Annotated in this window: 14 protein-coding genes; 5 read left to right on the plus strand and 9 right to left on the minus strand. The window is 67.4% G+C overall.

What is annotated here, in order from left to right; all coding sequences use genetic code 11:
* Window positions 1–256 precede the first annotated feature (256 nt).
* Window positions 257–1,909, minus strand: coding sequence for a Na+/H+ antiporter (locus tag AB4Z00_RS23500; protein WP_132269391.1), 1,653 nt, complete (start codon window positions 1,907–1,909; stop codon window positions 257–259).
* A 250-nt stretch (window positions 1,910–2,159) separates the two neighbouring features.
* On the opposite strand from AB4Z00_RS23500, the gene AB4Z00_RS23505 reads away from it, so the two are divergent.
* A complete protein-coding gene (locus AB4Z00_RS23505) occupies window positions 2,160–2,861 on the plus strand; it encodes a glutamine amidotransferase (RefSeq protein WP_442047445.1) in 702 nt (233 codons plus the stop codon).
* Between the two features lie 16 nt (window positions 2,862–2,877).
* Here AB4Z00_RS23505 and AB4Z00_RS23510 read toward each other — a convergent pair whose 3' ends face one another.
* The 4 genes from AB4Z00_RS23510 to cls form a co-directional block, all read right to left on the minus strand.
* Window positions 2,878–3,912, minus strand: a complete 1,035-nt coding sequence (locus AB4Z00_RS23510; protein WP_442047446.1) for a nucleotidyltransferase family protein — start codon at window positions 3,910–3,912, stop codon at window positions 2,878–2,880.
* A 127-nt stretch (window positions 3,913–4,039) separates the two neighbouring features.
* Window positions 4,040–5,254: a hypothetical protein gene (locus tag AB4Z00_RS23515; RefSeq protein ID WP_442047447.1), complete on the minus strand. Its 1,215-nt coding sequence runs from the start codon at window positions 5,252–5,254 to the stop codon at window positions 4,040–4,042.
* A gap of 92 nt (window positions 5,255–5,346) precedes the next feature.
* Window positions 5,347–5,766: a hypothetical protein gene (locus AB4Z00_RS23520; protein ID WP_314468451.1), complete on the minus strand. Its 420-nt coding sequence runs from the start codon at window positions 5,764–5,766 to the stop codon at window positions 5,347–5,349.
* 259 nt (window positions 5,767–6,025) lie between these two features.
* Window positions 6,026–7,435 (minus strand): cardiolipin synthase, encoded by a 1,410-nt coding sequence (gene cls, locus AB4Z00_RS23525; protein WP_442047448.1) that lies wholly within the window; start codon window positions 7,433–7,435, stop codon window positions 6,026–6,028.
* 188 nt (window positions 7,436–7,623) lie between these two features.
* Between cls and AB4Z00_RS23530 the strand changes: the two genes are divergently transcribed.
* From AB4Z00_RS23530 to AB4Z00_RS23545, 4 genes are all read left to right on the plus strand, one after another.
* Entirely contained in the window at window positions 7,624–8,310 is a 687-nt protein-coding gene (locus tag AB4Z00_RS23530) for a GntR family transcriptional regulator (RefSeq protein ID WP_132269380.1), read from the plus strand.
* Window positions 8,311–8,476: 166 nt separating this feature from the next.
* Complete coding sequence (locus tag AB4Z00_RS23535; RefSeq protein WP_442047449.1) at window positions 8,477–9,634, plus strand: alpha-hydroxy acid oxidase; 1,158 nt, start codon at window positions 8,477–8,479, stop codon at window positions 9,632–9,634.
* Between the two features lie 285 nt (window positions 9,635–9,919).
* Window positions 9,920–11,227 carry an MFS transporter gene (locus AB4Z00_RS23540; protein ID WP_132269376.1) on the plus strand — a complete coding sequence of 436 codons (1,308 nt, stop codon included), beginning with the start codon at window positions 9,920–9,922 and terminating at the stop codon, window positions 11,225–11,227.
* Window positions 11,228–11,331: 104 nt separating this feature from the next.
* Window positions 11,332–12,849, plus strand: coding sequence for an alginate export family protein (locus tag AB4Z00_RS23545; RefSeq protein ID WP_442047450.1), 1,518 nt, complete (start codon window positions 11,332–11,334; stop codon window positions 12,847–12,849).
* Window positions 12,850–12,950: 101 nt separating this feature from the next.
* On the opposite strand, the gene AB4Z00_RS23550 is transcribed toward AB4Z00_RS23545, so the two are convergent.
* The 4 genes from AB4Z00_RS23550 to AB4Z00_RS23565 form a co-directional block, all read right to left on the minus strand.
* Window positions 12,951–13,616, minus strand: coding sequence for a M24 family metallopeptidase (locus AB4Z00_RS23550; RefSeq protein WP_132269372.1), 666 nt, complete (start codon window positions 13,614–13,616; stop codon window positions 12,951–12,953).
* A gap of 38 nt (window positions 13,617–13,654) precedes the next feature.
* On the minus strand, window positions 13,655–13,996 hold the full coding sequence (locus tag AB4Z00_RS23555; protein ID WP_442047491.1) for a gamma-glutamylcyclotransferase family protein: 342 nt from the start codon (window positions 13,994–13,996) through the stop codon (window positions 13,655–13,657).
* Between the two features lie 78 nt (window positions 13,997–14,074).
* On the minus strand, window positions 14,075–15,478 hold the full coding sequence (locus AB4Z00_RS23560; RefSeq protein ID WP_442047451.1) for an aldehyde dehydrogenase family protein: 1,404 nt from the start codon (window positions 15,476–15,478) through the stop codon (window positions 14,075–14,077).
* 282 nt (window positions 15,479–15,760) lie between these two features.
* On the minus strand, window positions 15,761–16,459 hold the full coding sequence (locus AB4Z00_RS23565; RefSeq protein ID WP_442047452.1) for a glutathione S-transferase family protein: 699 nt from the start codon (window positions 16,457–16,459) through the stop codon (window positions 15,761–15,763).
* Window positions 16,460–16,574 lie beyond the last annotated feature (115 nt).

Genomic DNA, 16,574 nt, shown 5'->3' on the forward strand with positions numbered 1-16,574 from the left:
CAACTAGCGCTCCCCGCTTTCTTGCGATGCTTTCTTGCGATGGGGGAACAAGCTGTCCGTCTCTGTTGGCGACCGCTGCAAAACCGTGTGGTCCGCTGCGGTGAGAGGCCCTCTAAGTGCCACCCGTGATTCGGTCAAACACTAATTTCAAAAAAACGACATACTCGCCAAAAACCACGGCCCGCCGCCGCTTTCCCTCTCCCCTCGTGCAACGATTAGCCCGGCGGTGTCTGGACAGCCGCCGGGCCTTGTTCCGCTATCCGCGCAAGCGGGCTTCCGAGAGGTCCAATTCGCGGGTCAGCTTGCGCATCGTCTCGCTGCCGACCTCGCGTGCGCGGATCAGTTCCGCCAATGCGGCACGCTCCGCCTTTACGCCAACCATGCGGAAATCGCGGAAAAGGCGCTCCTGCTCGCGCGTCGCGATCTTCTCCTCCTCGCCGAGACCCTCGATCCGCTCGCGGTAGAGGTCCATGACGCGGCCGCCTGCCGCCGAATAGCGATCGGCATCCCCGTGGCTTTCGGCAAGCCGGTGCTGATGGCGCTCGATCGCCTTGATCGCGGCCTCCGCGGTCCTGACACGGGCGGCATCCTCCTCGGCCTGCTTGGACGGCTCGCCCGGCATGGTCAGCCCCTTGAGCAGGACCGGCAAGGCTATGCTGGCGACGACCAGAGATACGATGATCACGCCGGCCGCCAGGAAGATCGCCAGATCACGTGCCGGGAAGGGAGTTCCGTCGTTCAAGGCCAGCGGCAGCGTGAGTACGCCTGCCAGCGTGATCGCGCCGCGCACACCGGCGAAGGACATGGCCGCGACCAGCCGCCAGTTGGGGCTGCGCACGGTCGCTGCCACGTTTCCGCCATTCCCTTCGGCATGACGCTTGCGCAGGATTGTGAACTTGAACGAGAGCCACACCCAGGCGAAACGCAGCGCCGCAAGGCCCAGCACGATCGCGACGACATAGAGCGCGAGCCAGCCCGGCTCCGTATGGCCGGTGACCGCCACGGTCAGCTTGGCTTCGGCGAGAATGCCGGGAAGCTGCTCACCCAGCAGCACGAAGATGATGCCGTTCAGCGTGAACTGGATGGTGTCCCATACCGAATTTCGGCGCATGCGCGTGACGGCCATGGCTTCGCGCGAAATCTCGGCAAAGGTCATGGTCACGCCGGCACTGACGGCGGCAAGGATGCCCGAGGCGTGGAAATGCTCGGCCAGCATATAGGAGCCGAAAGGTATCAGCAGGCTGACGAGGATCTGCGAGCCGGTATCCTCTCCCCAGCGGCGCGTGACCCACGCCTTGGCGCGCGAAACGACCAGAGTGACGGCCACGCCGATCACCAGGCCTGCACCGGCAACCCAGAGGAAGTTGAGCGCGGCGCCGCCGGCGGAGAACGTGCCCGTCAGCGCGGCTGCTACGGCGAAACGCAGGCAGACGAGGCCGGAGGCGTCGTTGAGCAGCGATTCCCCTTCGAGAATGTGCATCATGCGCTTGGGGATCGGCACGCGCGCGGCAATGGCCGAGACGGCGATCGGGTCGGTGGGCGAGACGACGGCGGCAAGCGCGAAAGCCACGGCCAGCGGCATGGCCGGGATCATCCAGTTGATGAAGAGACCCATGCCGATGACTGTCGTCAGGACGAGGCCCAGCGCCAGTTCCACCACGGTGGAAACGTCCTTGAACAATTCGTCCTTGGGGATGCGCCAGCCGTCCAGGAACAGCAGGGGCGGCAGGAACAGCAGCAGGAACAGTTCGGGATCGAGGGACACGCTATAAGAGGTCGAGAGACCGATCACGCAGCCGAGCAGGATCTGCACGAGAGGCGTAGGGACCGACCAGGGGAGCATGCGCGATATCGCGCCGCTCACCACTACCGCTAGCAAAAGGAAAAGTACGACCGAAACTGATTCCAAACCTTGGCTCCTTCCATGTCTTCACACGCCATGTTTTCTCGCAGGGGACCATGGGGGTCCGGGCAAAGGATTGCAAATCCTGCATCCGTCATTTTTGCCGTGAATTCGCCCGGGGAAACCGTTTGAAACAGAATCGGATGCGCCGGCATGGCCTCGACGGGTCTTGCGCACGCACCTTGAGGCTGGAAAGATGACATTTCGGTGTCTCCGCCGGCTGTTCGGCCGCGGCCCCTCGAAACGAAAGCGAGCAGTGACGAAGACCGCCCTGATCATCCGGCACGTCCCTTACGAAGGCGTCGCGGGCTATCGCATGCCCATCGAGGCGGCCGGATATGACGTCGACCGCATTGACGTGACCGACCCGGCATTTGCCGCGCTGGATCTGCGCGAACCGGACCTGCTCATCATGATGGGCGGCCCCATGGGCATCTACGAGCAGGACCGGCACCCCTGGATTGCCTGCCAGATGCGCCGCCTTGCACTCAGGCTCGATGCCGCGCGGCCGACGCTGGGCGTCTGCTTCGGCGCCCAGATGATAGCCGCGGCGATGGGGGCAGAGGTCTTTGCCGGGCCGCACAAGGAGGTGGGCTTTCACAGCATCTCGGTGCATGACAACGCCATCGACGGCCCCTTGCGGCATATTRCCGGTGTGCCGGTGCTCCATTGGCACGGCGACACTTTCACCCTGCCCGCCGATGTCGAGCTGCTCGCATCCAGCCATCTCTATGCCCACCAGGCGTTCCGGCGCGGCAGCAATATCCTGGCGCTCCAGTTCCATGCCGAGATGGGGCTGGACCCGCGCTTCGATGCCTGGATCGAACAGTGGCCGGAATCGGTGATCGAGGCCGGCGGAGACGAAGCCTCGCTGCGCGCCGCGCATGACAGCCTTGGCCCTGCCGCGGTTGCGGCCGGACAGGCGATGATCGCGGAGTGGCTCGAAGGGCTGCGTTGAGGCCGAGGAACGCCGGTCAGACTTTCGTGGCTTTCTGCTCCAGCAGAATACGGCGAATCTCACGGCTGCGGGCGGAAAATCCGCTGTGCTCGAAGAGTCCCAGCGGGGGATCGGCCAGGCACGAAGCCAGGGTCAGCGCGGTCTCCAAGCCCGGCCGGCGCAATTGCAGACCCCGCCGCCAGCGCTGGAACGCCACGCGCCAGCCGCGTTCGCCGATGGTCACGCGCACGCCCAGCCACGCCGCCAGCGTGTCCAACTGCACCGCTAGAGCACGCCGGGCGCGTCCGGGCGGGAACAGGGCGGCAAGTTCGCCGCCGTCCAGCCCGCCCTCTTCCTCCGCAAGCCGGGCCATGTCCACAAGGTGGCGCAAATCGATCCGGCCGCGCCAATAGTCGGCTTCCTGCAATTGGTCGTGGAGGACGAAGAGAGCCGTGAGCGCCGCGGGGGACGGCATTGCGGCGGTACCCGTGCCGATGGCAAAGGGGCTGCAGGCATCGACAAGCCACTGCAAATTCCGTCCCCTGCCGATGCGCTTGAGGCGGTAGTGCAAGTCCAGCCCGCCGACGTCACGCTCTCGGCCCAGGTTGGCGCCCTGGCCCGGGCTCGTTTCCGTGGGACCGTCGAGCCGGCGGTAGCCGATGGCCTCCAGTGCGGCGAGGGCGCGCGCGCCCTCGTCTTCGCGAACCATGAGGTCCAGGTCGGTCAGCAGGCGGTCGTCACATTCCGGTCCGCGGCGCGCGAGCAAGGCGGCGCCCTTGAGCAGTACCGGGACGATGCCCTCTGCGGCCAGCGCCGCCACCGCCTCGGTRAGTTGCCCATGCATCATGCGGTTGCGCGCCGCGGTTCGCTCGGCAATGACATGGAGCATCCCGGCGGCCTCAGGCGGAACGCGGGCCTCCTGCCCCCGCAGCGCCCCGGCCAGGGCCGGCGTGACGAGCGTACGATTGGCAAGGCCCAGCACCCCTTCCCAATCGGTCGAAGGCGGGATGCGGCCCTTCAGGCATGCGCACAGATCCAGGAAGGCCGCATGGTCGCGGGAGCGGTTCGCCATTCAGTTCCGGCAGGGCCGGAAAGCGCGACGTCCCGGCATCGGCGCGGCGCGAACGGGATCGTTCGCGAACGTCGCGGCGCGGAATGGCGCGCTTCGCAGCCTCCTCTGGGCGGAACGATGGTCCCGCCTAGGCAAGCAGCGCCTCGATCAGGGGTAGTGCCGCTTCGGCCTCGGCATAATGGAGCGTGCAGGTATCGGCATTGTCCACCATCCGCGCAAGACCGCGCATCTGCGCGGCCGTGCAGCGCCCCTCGCGCACGAAGCCTTCCTCCAGCAGCCGGCCGAGGCAGTCGATCGGGGATTGGGGAACGAGCCCAGCGGCACGGCCGTCCTCCCGGCGCAGATCGACGATGGCGGCAACGCGCTGCCATGCCGGAGCGACAGGCGACGGCAGCGGCGCATAACGCAGCCATTGCCCGTCGGCACGAAGCACAGGCGGCAATGCGGCAAGGCCGGGCAGAACGGCGGCGAGGCGATCCCAGCTACCGCTCTTGACCGTCAGCGGCAGAGGCACGCCCATCACCAGCCCGCTGCGCGGATCGAACAGGACGATATCGTCTCCCGCCAGCCCGAGCGGACCGGCCGAGACGGCGGCCATGGTCGCCAAAGTCGACTTTCCAGCGCCCGGCGCGCCGATCAGCAGCACAGCGCCGCTGTCGGGGCCCTGCGGCGAAACGAGGCAGGCGGCATGAAGGGCCACATATCCCGGCTGCTCCAGCACGAGATCGACGATGGCGCCGCGCAGCACCGGCGCCGCGGCATCGCGGGCGGCAAGCGTCCCGGCCTGTTCGTCGAAGATGCCGGCAAGTTCGTCCGGGCCCTGCCCCATGGCTTCCACGGTGACGCGGGCGGCGGAATCGATCTCCGCGGCACCGGCCCCCACTGCATCCAGGGCTGGCAAATGCGCATAGGCGGCGGCGAGTTCGCGGCCCCATGCCTCCTCGGGAAAGTGTACCAAGATGTCCCGCCCGCCGGCGCGCAGCCGGACCAGATGGCCCTGCGCGTCGGACGGTCCGAAGTCGGCGGCCATGACCCGCTGGGCGCTCCAGGCAACCACGAGGGTGTCGACCTCGCCAGCGGACATGCCCATGGTCTCGTGCAGTTCATGGCGCAGATCGGCAAGGCCGATACCGTCCGCCAGGAGCGCCACAAGCATTCCGGCCGAACCGTTGAGCGCGTTCAGGCGCTGGGTCGCCTCTATGAAAAGGACCGGGCGATCGGCGATGACAAGCGGAACCACCCCGTCCGCCAGGCGCAGGAGCGGACCCCCGGCCTGCTCCTTCCCATCTGGCACGACCTCATCCGGCACGACATCCCCGGCCGTCTGCGTTCCAGACGCCATGCCCCCGTGCATCGCGGCGCCCTCCCCCGGTTGGTTTCGGCCTCGATCCCTGCGAACCCGTCAGGCGCGCAGGTTTTCGAGGCCGAAGACGATCAGTGGCCCGTACCCTTGCCGGCACCGTCCTTGCCCTTGGGCGTAACGCCCTCGGACTTGGGCAGGCTGGCTTCGGCACTCACCGATCCGGCATGGGTATCCCCCGTGCCGGGAACGCCGGTGTCCTTCGGACCCGAGCCCGAACCGCCGCCGTCCTTGACGCTGCCGCCATCTCCGGTGGAACCGCCGCTGCCCGAGCCGCCGCCCGGCGTGCTGCCGGAACCGCCGCCGCTCGAAGACCCGCCGCTGCCACCGCCGCCGCCACCGCCCGACTTCGCAATCGCCGTCGAGGTCAGGGACGTCGACAGGAGCATCGTCATCGCCGGGGGTACGAGAAGCGAATACTTCCCACAGGCGGCAAGAAAGGACCGCCGGTCGTTTTGGCCGAGTTCGGCCAGTTTTTCCTCCGCAAGCTTCATGTATTCGACTCCTCGCCAAGTCTTCCGAAGTTACATGAGTCGCAGGGGCCAGAAAGCGGCAATCTGGACCTGACGGTGACACCTATCCCGATGCCACGGCCGTCGAATCCAAATGGGGCAGGCCACTACCTCCAACGCGCCGCTTACAGGCTACCAAGGACTTAGGGCTTTTTGGACAAGGCCTGTCGGCTTGCCTGTAACGCCCCTGTTTCCGGCCCAGAATCATGGTGTGAAATCACGGCGTGAATCAGGCCGTGACCTAGAGCAGCGGGCTGACCAGACGCGCGCCGTTTTCCACGAAACGCCGCATCCGCGACCGCGCGCGCCATTCCGCCAGGGTCAGTTCGTCACTGCCGGCGATGTAGTTCTTCTGGATCCGCGCCAGATCCTCGATCCCCGGCCGGTCGAGAAGGAGCAGGCTGACTTCCTCGTTGAGCTGGAAAGAGCGCACATCGACATTGCTGGAGCCGACGATGCCCAGGCTCTCGTCTATCCGCACCGCCTTGGCGTGCAGCAGGAAACCGCGATAGCGGTGGATGCGCACCCCGTGCGACAGCAGTTCGTCGTAATAGGACGACTGGGCGAGGTTCACCAGCAGCTGGTCCACCACCTCGGACACGACGATATGCACTTCCACCCCACGCAGGACGGCCGTGATCAGCGCGCCCAGCAGCCCCTCGTCCGGGATGAAGTAAGGCGTGACCAGCACGATCTCGCGCTCTGCCCGGGCCACCTGCCAGGTCAGCAGGGTCAGGAACCCCTCCAGCGGATAGTTCGCGCCGCTCGGCAGGACCTGAAGGATGGAATCGCCCGCGGGAGCCGGCAAGGCGAGTGCCGGTTCCAGCATTTCCTCGGTCTCCATGAACCAGTCCGACACGAAGATCGCCGACATCGCCGCGACGGCCGGACCGGTGACGCGGGCCACGAGTTCGCGGTTGGTCACGCCCGGGCGGAAATCCTTGGCGACGATGTTGAGCGAACCGGCGTAGCCGATCTTTCCGTCGATCAGGAACAGCTTGCGGTGGTTGCGCATGTCGCGCCGGGTGCGCCCCCGGATCAGGCGGAACGGCAGCATCCGGCGCACGCGGACGCCCTGTCCGCGCAGCGCCAGCAAAGTGCCCTTGAGCCAGCGATAGGAGCCGACCGGATCGACCAGGACATGGCAGGGCACGCCGCGATCGACCGCCCGGCCCAGTGCAGCGATCACCCGGCCGGCCGTGGCATCATCGGCAAAGATGTAGGAAAGCAGCCGCACATGCTCGTGCGCCGCGTCGATATCGGCAACCAGCCGCGCGATCACCGCGTCATAGTCGTCCAGCAGTTGCACCGCATTGCCGCCCACGGCGGGCAAGTGGCCCAGCCGGCCCGCCAGTTCGACCACTTCGGCCGGGACAAGCGCGGCACCCGGCGCATCGCGCGYCATGCGCCCGGCGGCATCGCGGAAGAACCCGCGCAGGCTCTCGAAGCGCTCGACCCGCCAGGCGGGGAAGCGCGGACTGCCGATCGCGGTGAAAAGCAGCAGTCCGGGCACCGGCAGGAAGAAGATCAGCAGCAGCCAGCTCGCCGCCGCCGCAGGCGAGCGCCGCAGCGGCACGACTGCCAGCATCGTCAGCCGAATGCCCCACTCGACGATGTAGTAGGCCTCGCCGAGAGTGGGCAGCGTGATCATGCGCGGAAGTCTTGGGCAATCTCCGCATGATGCGCAAGGGCGTTCCCCGTTCTTCGTGCCGCTGCACGGGATGGCGAAGAGCCGAATTCGCCCGGGCAATCAGATCGCCGCGCCTGTCGATAATCCGCGCGTTCGGTCGTAGAGGGGATGCAGCTTCATCGACGCAGCTACAGCAACAGGGCACCTGCATGACCGCCAATCCGTCTTCCGTGGCCAGCCAGCGCATCGCCGATATCCTGGCCGAGCGCATTCTCGCGGGCGACCTCGCCCCCGGTGCCCGGATCAAGCAGGACGAACTGGCGGAGGAACTCGACATCAGCCGCATTCCCGTGCGCGATGCACTGCGGATGCTCGAAGCGCGCGGGCTCGTGGTCATGCGGCCCAATGCCGGGGCGCGGGTCACCGCCCTGACCACGCGCGACCTGGAAGTCTCCTTCGAGATCCGCGCGCGCGTGGAACCTCTGCTGCTGGCCGAAAGCGTGCCCGGCCTGACCGAGGGCGACATTGCCGACCTTTCCGCGACGATGGCCCGGATCGAAAGGGCGACCGATCTCGACGAGACCATCGCGCTGGGCCGCGAATTCCACTGGATCACGTATCGCCGCCACGACACCCCCTTGCTGGCGCAGATCGTCGAGCGTGTGTGGGATACGACGCAAAGCTACCGCCGCGCCTATATGAAGCTCTCGCTCGGCCAGGGAAACCGCACGCACGACGTGGAGCACCGGCTGCTCTACGATGCGATCTGCCGCGGCGAGATCGAGACGGCGCAATCGGTGCTGTCGATGCATATCCGGCGCACTTCGCTGGGCCTGCAGCGCTATGCCCACCTCCTGAGCGCGGCACCCGAGGCGCGCGCTGTGCCGCCCGAATGACCCCGGCATAACGCCGGCCCGATCTCTTCGCCGCCGCGTTGCCTGCCCGCTCCGCAGACGGCTAGAGCATTGTCCCGTCAGGTGGAAACACCTGATGGCTCGGAAAATGCGACACATTGAAAGCTTGGAGCCGGAAAATCGACAGCCAGGAGGGAGCTTGCGCCGGATGCCGGATATTGCCGAACGCGCGCATAACATCGCCCAGTTGCGCGCCCTCGCCCGGCGCCGGCTGCCCCGTGCCATCTGGGAATTCGTGGAACGCGGCACGGAAGACGACCTGCTGATCGGCCGCAACGTTTCGGCGCTGCAGGCCCTGAACCTTCTGCCGCGGACCTTGCGGGACGTGTCCAGCCGCTCGGCCCGCACGACGCTGTTCGGACGCAGCCAGCCGCTGCCGCTCGTCATTGCCCCCACCGGCGTGGCCGATCTCATGTGGCACCGCGGAGAGCGCGCGATCGCGCGCGCGGCGGCGGCGGCCGGCATCCCCTTCACCCAGACGACCAGCTCCACCACCGCCTTTGCCGAGATCGCCAAAGTCGCCTCGGCCGGCCATTGGATGCAGATGTATCTCTGGGAACGGCGAGACCTCTCCTGGCAGGTCGTCGACGCCGCGCGCGATCATGGGGCGGACGTCCTGGTGCTCACGGTCGACACCCCGCTCTGGCCGCTGCGCGAATTCAACCGCCGCGCCGGCATGTCCAACCCGGTGCGCCCCAATGCCCGGCTGATCGGAGATTTCCTGCGCCGCCCCGGCTGGCTGGCCTCGGTGATCGGCCGCTACATGCTCGAAGGCGGCCTGCCCCAGTTCGCCAACTACCCGGCGGAAGTGGGCGGCCGGGTCACGGGCAAAGTCGCCAGGGTGACCAATTCGGCCTCGGTGGACTGGAAGGACGTGGAGGCGCTGCGGCGGCGCTGGCCCGGCAAGCTGGTGGTGAAAGGCCTGCTCCATCCCGAGGATGCCCGGCTTGCCGTTGAGCACGGGGTGGACGGCATCGCGGTCTCCAACCACGGCGGGCGCAATTTCGATTCCTCGCCGCCCGCGATCGCGGCCCTTCCCGCGGTGGTCGATGCCGTTGCCGGCCGGGCGACGGTCCTGTTCGACAGCGGCGTGCGGCGGGGCGCAGACGTCATCAAGGCTTTGGCCCTGGGCGCCGATGCCGTGATGGTCGGCCGTGCGACGCTCTATGGCTGCGCCGCGGCGGGCGAGCGGGGCGCCGCCCATGCACTGTCCCTGCTCGCCAACGAGATCGACGTGGCCATGGCCATGCTGGGGATTGCCGCGCTGGACGAGCTGAACCGGGACTTCGTTTCCCCCGCCGTCTAGCGCGCAACCTCGCGACCTTTCGAAGGCGCGATCTGGCCACCCGCGCGCCCGGCCTGCGGGCTATCGCATTTGGCTATTTCTGCCTCGATTGACCGGCGCCCGGCTTGAGGCGGCCAGCAAAGCTCAGCAATCAGCCCTACACAATTGCGGTGGCGGCCGTGCTCGATGTGATGGCCGAGTCGCAAGATTGCCGACCGTCGCTGGAGCCGGGCCGCTGCCGCGCGTGTCGCCAATAATGTCCGCCTCCCGAAACCAAGAGCAAGGGGCGGGCCAGAGGAGAAGTGCATGGAAGACCCCCGCGCCCTTATTGCGCGCGAACCGATGCATTACCGGCAGGTCATCGCCGTCGGTATCGCCACCGCGCTCAACGCACTCGACGGTTTCGACGTGCTCTCGATCAGCTTCGCCGCGCCCGGCATCGCCAGGGACTGGGGCATCGACCGCGCCGCCCTGGGCCTGGTTCTGTCGATGGAACTGTTCGGCATGGGTATCGGCGCCTTCGTGCTGGGCAACCTGGCCGACAAGGTGGGCCGCCGCCCGATGCTGCTCGCCTGCCTGGTGATCATGAGCATCGGCATGGCGCTCGCCTCGACCGCCGCCACCGTGCCGATCCTGTCCGCCTACCGCCTGTTCACCGGCCTGGGCATCGGCGGCATGCTGGCCGCGACCAATGCCGTCGTCGCGGAATGCTCGAACGCGCGCCGTCGCAACCTCACGGTCGCCATCATGGCAGGGGGCTATCCGATGGGTGCCATCGTCGGCGGTTCGGCCGCATCCTGGCTGCTCGCCGCAACGGGCCGCTGGGAATCGGTCTTCCAGTTCGGCGCCGTGGTGACGGTCTGCTTCATCCCGCTGGTGCTCTGGCTGGTGCCGGAAACCATGGCCTTCCTGCTGCTGAAGCGGCCTGCAGGGGCGCTGGACAAGATCAACCGCACGCTCGAGCGGCAGGGCCGCGCGCCCATCGCCGCCATGCCGCCCGCCGATCCGGTACCGCAGAAGGCCGGCGTCAGCGCGCTCTTCGCGCCCGGCATGGCGCATGTCACGATCATGCTCACCGCCACTTATTTCTTCCACATGATGACCTTCTATTTCCTGGTGAAGTGGATTCCCAAGATCGTCGTCGACCTGGGCTTCCCGCCCGCGCTGGCCGGAGGCGTACTGGTCTGGGGCAACGTGGGCGGCGCGATCGGTTCGATCGCGGTCAGCCTGCTCAGCCAGAAAGTCGGGATCCGCCCGGTGGTGGTCGCCACGATGTTCCTGGGGGCCATGGCAGTCGTTGTCTTCGGCCAGGGCGCCGTCACGCTCGGCAGCCTCTCCGTGATCGCCGCGATCGCGTGCTTCTTCGCCAACGGAGCCACGGCCGGCCTCTATGCCGTGATCGCGCAAAGCTATCCCGCTGCCCTCAGGGCCGGCGGGACCGGTCTGGTCATCGGCATCGGCCGCGCCGGTGCGGCGCTCGGTCCGATCCTGGCGGGCGTGCTGTTCACCGCCGGATGGAGCCTCGCCCCGGTCGCCATCGCGCTGGGCTGCGGCACCCTGGTGGGCGGCGTGCTGCTCTCGCTGACGCGTTACCGTGAGAGCGCCATCGCCTGATAGGCCGATAAGAATCGCCTGATCGGCGGATAAAAGTGACGGGACGGCCAGTTCGCAGCGGCCGTCCCGCTAAAATAGCAAGACCTTCCAGAGAGGACTTCCCGATGCGCTCCCCCCGCGCCCTGCATCTGCTTGCCTGCGGCTCCCTTGCCGTCCTGACCGCCGCTTTCCCCTATCAGCCCGTATTCGCCCAGTCGGTTCCCCCGGAGTCGAAGGACGTGGGCGAAGGCACGCTTTCCACCCAGGCCCCTCCCGGAATTCGCCCGGCCAAGTCGCAGGCCCGTCCGGCCGAGGCGCTCCCCGGCGGCCGTCCCGGCCCCGAGGGCCTGCCCCAGAACATCCGCTGGACGGAAGACTGGTCCAGGCCCGCCGCCGCGGACGATCCCCTGCTGGTGAAGATCAAGCACATCCCCATCGCCAATGACGACGTTTACCTGACGCTCGGCGGCGAGGCGCGCGTCTACTACACCGACTGGCACCACTCCTCGCTGGGCCTGAAGCCGAACGACAACAACGACCCGGTCCAGTCGCGCCTGCGCCTGCTGGCAGACCTGCATGTCGGCCAGAACCTTCGCGCCTATGTCGAGCTGGGCGACAACCGCGAATATGGCGAACAGTTCGCCACCGCGCCCAACCGCGACAAAGTGGACGTCTACCAGGCCTTCGTCGACGTGACGGTGCCGCTGGGCAAGGCCGGCAAAGTGACCTTCCGCCCCGGCCGCTTCGAAATGCCGCTGGGCAACGGCAAGCTGGTGGGCGTGCGCGAAGGCCTGAACATGCGCTTCACCTACCAGGGCGTGCGCGCCACCTACATCCTGCCGGGCAAAGTCTCGGTAGACGTCTTCGCGGTGAAGCCGATCCTGATCGATCCGGGCACGTTCGACGACGGCCCGAACCACGCGCAGGACTTCCACGGCGTCTACATCAGCGCGCCCAACCGCATCGCCGGCTTTGGCACCGACCTCTACTGGTACGAGATGGAGCGCGACCGCGCGACCCTGGCCGCCGGTGTCGGCAAGGACGACCGCAACAACTGGGGCGGCCGCCTCTGGAAGCGCGGGGCCCGCTGGGACCTCGACCTCGAAGCCACCTATCAGAGCGGCTCCTTCATCGGCAAGGATATCGAAGCCTACGGCGCCATGTTCGAAGGCGGCTATACCCTGGGCGGCGCACCGATGAAGCCGCGGCTCGGCCTGCGCGCCAACTACTTCAGCGGCGACAAGGACCTGACCGACGGCAAAGTCGGCACGTTCGTTCCCGCCGCCGCGCGTCTGCCGCTCATCACCGAGGGCGCCTTCTTCAGCTTCTCCAACCTGATGGACATCTATCCCTCGGTGACGGTGAAGCCGCTTCCCGCGATCACCGTCATGGCCGGGCCGGACTTCCTCTGGCGCGCGCGCAAGGGCGACGGCGTCTATATCGGCCCCTCGGGATCGAGCTTCACGCCTTACGATTCCAGCCGCTCGATCGGTACGGACCTCAACCTGGAGGCTTCGTGGCAGGCCACTGATCGCCTGGCGTTCCGTCTCTGGGAAACCTACTTCGCCGTCAGCGATTCGTTCCAGGCGAATGGCGGCAAGAACGGCAACTACTTCGGCCTCATGGCCAACTATCGCTTCTGAGGCGATCTGGAACGGCAGGCGATCCGGTACCGCCGGATCGCCTGCCGTGTACCCAGCTCAAAAGATCCGGCGCCTCGACATGCCGCGAGGACAGCGAAGCGTCAGGCCAGCAGGTCCTCGTAAAAGGCACCGAACGGCCGGGTGGGATGGCGGATCTGCATTTCCAGGATCCATAGCCCCTTGCCGGGCAAGGCATCGAAATCGCCCAGATTCCCGCCCTTGTGCACGGAGTGCGGATAGTCGCCGACCCGGTGTCCGCGGATGTCGAGGTTGAGCACCCAGCCCATCGCCCGCGCTTCTTCCTCGGCACGGGCATAAAGCGCGCGGCCGGTTACCTCGCCCTGCCCCCAGATCGCCTGCACCCGGTCGAACAGCACTTTCACGTCGCGCGCGCAGGCCTGCATCCCGGCATCCTCGCCAACGGTGAACGTGGCGCCCACGTCGCCCTCGTGCCCGAAGAACACCGGGCCCATGTCTATGAAATAGATATCGTCCGCGCCCAGGACGGCGTCGCCCTCGGATCGATCGCTGAAGATCTTCAGCGTGTTCTCGCCGAAGCGCACGAGCACGGGGTGCCAGGATTTCTCCAGGCCCAGTTCCGCCAGCGCCGCCTCGCCGATGGCCACCGCCTCGCGCTCCCGCATGCCCGGGCGGACCTGGGCGACGATCCGCTCCAGCGCGCGCCAGGACAGGGCCTGGGCCTCGCGCAGAGCTTCAGGCGAATAGCCCGGTCCCACGGCTTCGCGCGGGGAAGAAAGGGTCGTCATCTCGGCTCCGTCATGGCTGTGGGAATCCTTCTGCACGCTCACGCCTCCGGATCGCCGTAGACCCAGGCCATCGTGCCCGAGCGCAGGCGCACTTCGCGGCGCAGGTAGTCTATCTCATAGGAATCGGCATGGGCCAGGTCCTCGGCGGAGATCCGGAACAGCGTGCCCTCCACCGCGTCGTCCTCGCGGTCGCTCGGCTCCACCATCGGGTGCCAGCGCGTCCCGCTCTTGGCGATGACATCGGCGTCGGTGATCTCGATCATGCGCTGCCGCCAGCCGGGCATGGCATCCGGCTCGCCCTCGATCCGCCGTCCGAACAGCGCCAGTTGAACCGCTTCCTGTCGCAAGGTGCCGTAGGAAAAGAGGTGAACGTCCTGCATGGTCACTCCGATCGCCGGCCCGAACGGCCGTATCGCGCCGGATACAGCGCTGCCCGCCTTATGCAAGCCCGGGCGCCGTCACGCGAGCACGGCGTTGACGATGCGGGCCTGGGTGAATTCCTCAAGCCCGGCCTGCCCCTGATGGCGCCCGATGCCCGATTGCTTCGCGCCGCCGATCGGCACCTCGAAAGGCAGGCTGAACACCCGGTTGACCCAGACCAGCCCGCTCTCGATGCGCCCCGCCAGCTTCAGGGCGCGCTCCGTGTCGCCGCTCCAGACCGAGGCGCCAAGGCCGTATTCGCTGTCGTTCACGCGGCTCACCGCCTCGTCCAAGCTGTCGTAGGCCAACAGCGGGATGACCGGACCGAACTGCTCCTCGCGCACGAGGCGGGCATGTTCGGGCAAGTCGCGGATCACGGTGGGCGGGACGAACCAGCCCTCTCCCGCCAGTGGCGCGCCGCCAACGACCACGCGCCCAAGCGCGCGGCTCTCTGCCAGAAGTTCCGCCAGCCGCGCGTGCTGTGCGGCGTTCTGGACCGGGCCCAGCGTGATCGCGGGGTCGAGGCCGCTGCCGGTCACGGCCTGCCGCGAGAGGTCTGCCAGAGCGTCGCAGAGCGCGTCGATCTTTCCGCGCGGCGCATAGATGCGCTTGATGCCGATGCAGACTTGCCCGGCATTGGCCATGGCACCTTCGAACAGCCGGGGCGCGATGGCGGAAATGTCCGCATCGTCGAGCACGAGCGCGGCATCGTTGCCGCCCAGTTCCAGCGTGAAGCGCTTCAGGCTGTCCGCCGCCGAGGCCATGACCTTGCGCCCCGTCGCCGTCGATCCGGTGAAGCTGACATGAGCGATGCCGGGATCCGCGGCCAGCAGCGGACCCAGCGTTCCGTCGTCGCCCAAGGTCTGGAACACGCCGGGCGGCAGCAGGTCGGCCGCCAGTTCGCCCAGCAGAAGCGCCGTCAGCGGCGTGGTCGGCGCGGGCTTGGCGATGACGCAGTTTCCCGCGACCAGTGCCGGCGCCAGCTTGAGCACCAGCAGCAGCAGCGGGAAATTCCACGGCACGATCGCCGCGACCACGCCCAGCGGGTAGCGCTGTTCGACGATCCGCTCTCCCGGTGCATCCACCAGCACGCGCTCCTCCAGCGTCAGGCCCGCATGATAGCGCAGCGCTTCGATGGAAGCGCCGACTTCGCCGCGTGCTTCCGCCAGCGGCTTGCCCTGCTCCTGAGTCAGCAGGCGGGCGAAAGCCTCCGCGCGGTCCGCCAGGGCCGAGGCCAGCGCTTCCAGAGCACGGGCACGGTCCTGCGCCGGGCTGTCGCGCCAGGCCGGAAAGGCCCGATTGGCGGCGGCAATCGCGCGTTGCGCCATGGCGCGATCGGCGCACCAGCTAGGCGTGAGCACCGTGCCGGTGGCGGGGTCGAAAACGTCGAAAGTGAAGGCGCCTTCGTGAAGACGCCCGTCGATAAGCATGGCTGGCTGCATGCCTGTCCCTTAGGCGCCGGACGCCGCGCCGTACACCCTGACCGCACCCGCGTCCCGCCCTGCCGGCACAGGCGAGGGAACAATCTCGAACCTTTGCAGTTGATTAGATGCGGGGTTGTGCCCGGCAGCAACGAAAGGAGCAGCCAGCCATGACAAGAATAACGCCCTGTATGGGAGAAGAACGGAGGCTAGACCTCCTGACCATCGCCGGCATCACGGTGGTGCTGTGGATCGCGATCATCGGCATGGCCATGGTCGTGCTGTGACTTTCGACCCGGCACCTCAGCAGGCCACCTTGCGCAGGGATTTCTCGATCTCGCCGCCGCAATAGGCTTCGCCATATCGTTCCTTCGCGTCGCTCGCCAGACGCGCCAGCGCCGGCCTTTGCCCCATGCGGCCAACAAGTGCGGAAACCCGAGGTGCCGCGCGCTCCAGCAGCGATGCGATCTGGCCGAAGCGTTCGGCCATCGTTGACCAGAGCACGGCCGTGACCACATCGGCCAGGCCCGCCTCGTCGCCGCCGAGGAGATAACCCTCGCCGTCGCCCAGGCCGTGCGCGCGGCCGGTCGCTTCCCAGATGGCCATCCAGCGTTCCAGGCGCGGCAGGAACTCCTGCCATTCCTCCTCGTCCCACATCTCCCGTCCACCATCCATCGTGAGTTCGTCGATCACGTCATTGGCGTCGTTCACCACCTTGATCGATGCGGCCCGGCCTTCGGGCGTCGCGGGCAGGAGATCCAGCTTCTCGCCCAGATAGAGCGCGATGGCGGGCATCTGGGCGATGGCGAAGTCGTTCTCCCGGTCGATCAGGACCGGCGGCCCCATGAAAGGCACCGGCTGATCGCCGGGAGACTTGCCCATGAGATCGGCGATCTCATCGCTGTCGTGCTCGTTCCAGGTCTTGCCGGCGAAAGCCAGGATCCCGCGAAGGAACTGGCCGCGAAACGGGACGGGCCAATAGTAAAGATCGAAATCGGACATCGCGCGCAGGCTCCTCGGGACAGGGTCCTGAGGGGAAAGCCTCGCGCCGCGGGACGTTCCCGGGCCAAATCCCCGCAGCCCCACCCGGCCTGCCCCACCGCACGGTGCGGGGACC

Origin of the sequence: Novosphingobium sp. YAF33, assembly GCF_052113265.1 — a bacterium.
GTDB lineage: Bacteria > Pseudomonadota > Alphaproteobacteria > Sphingomonadales > Sphingomonadaceae > Novosphingobium.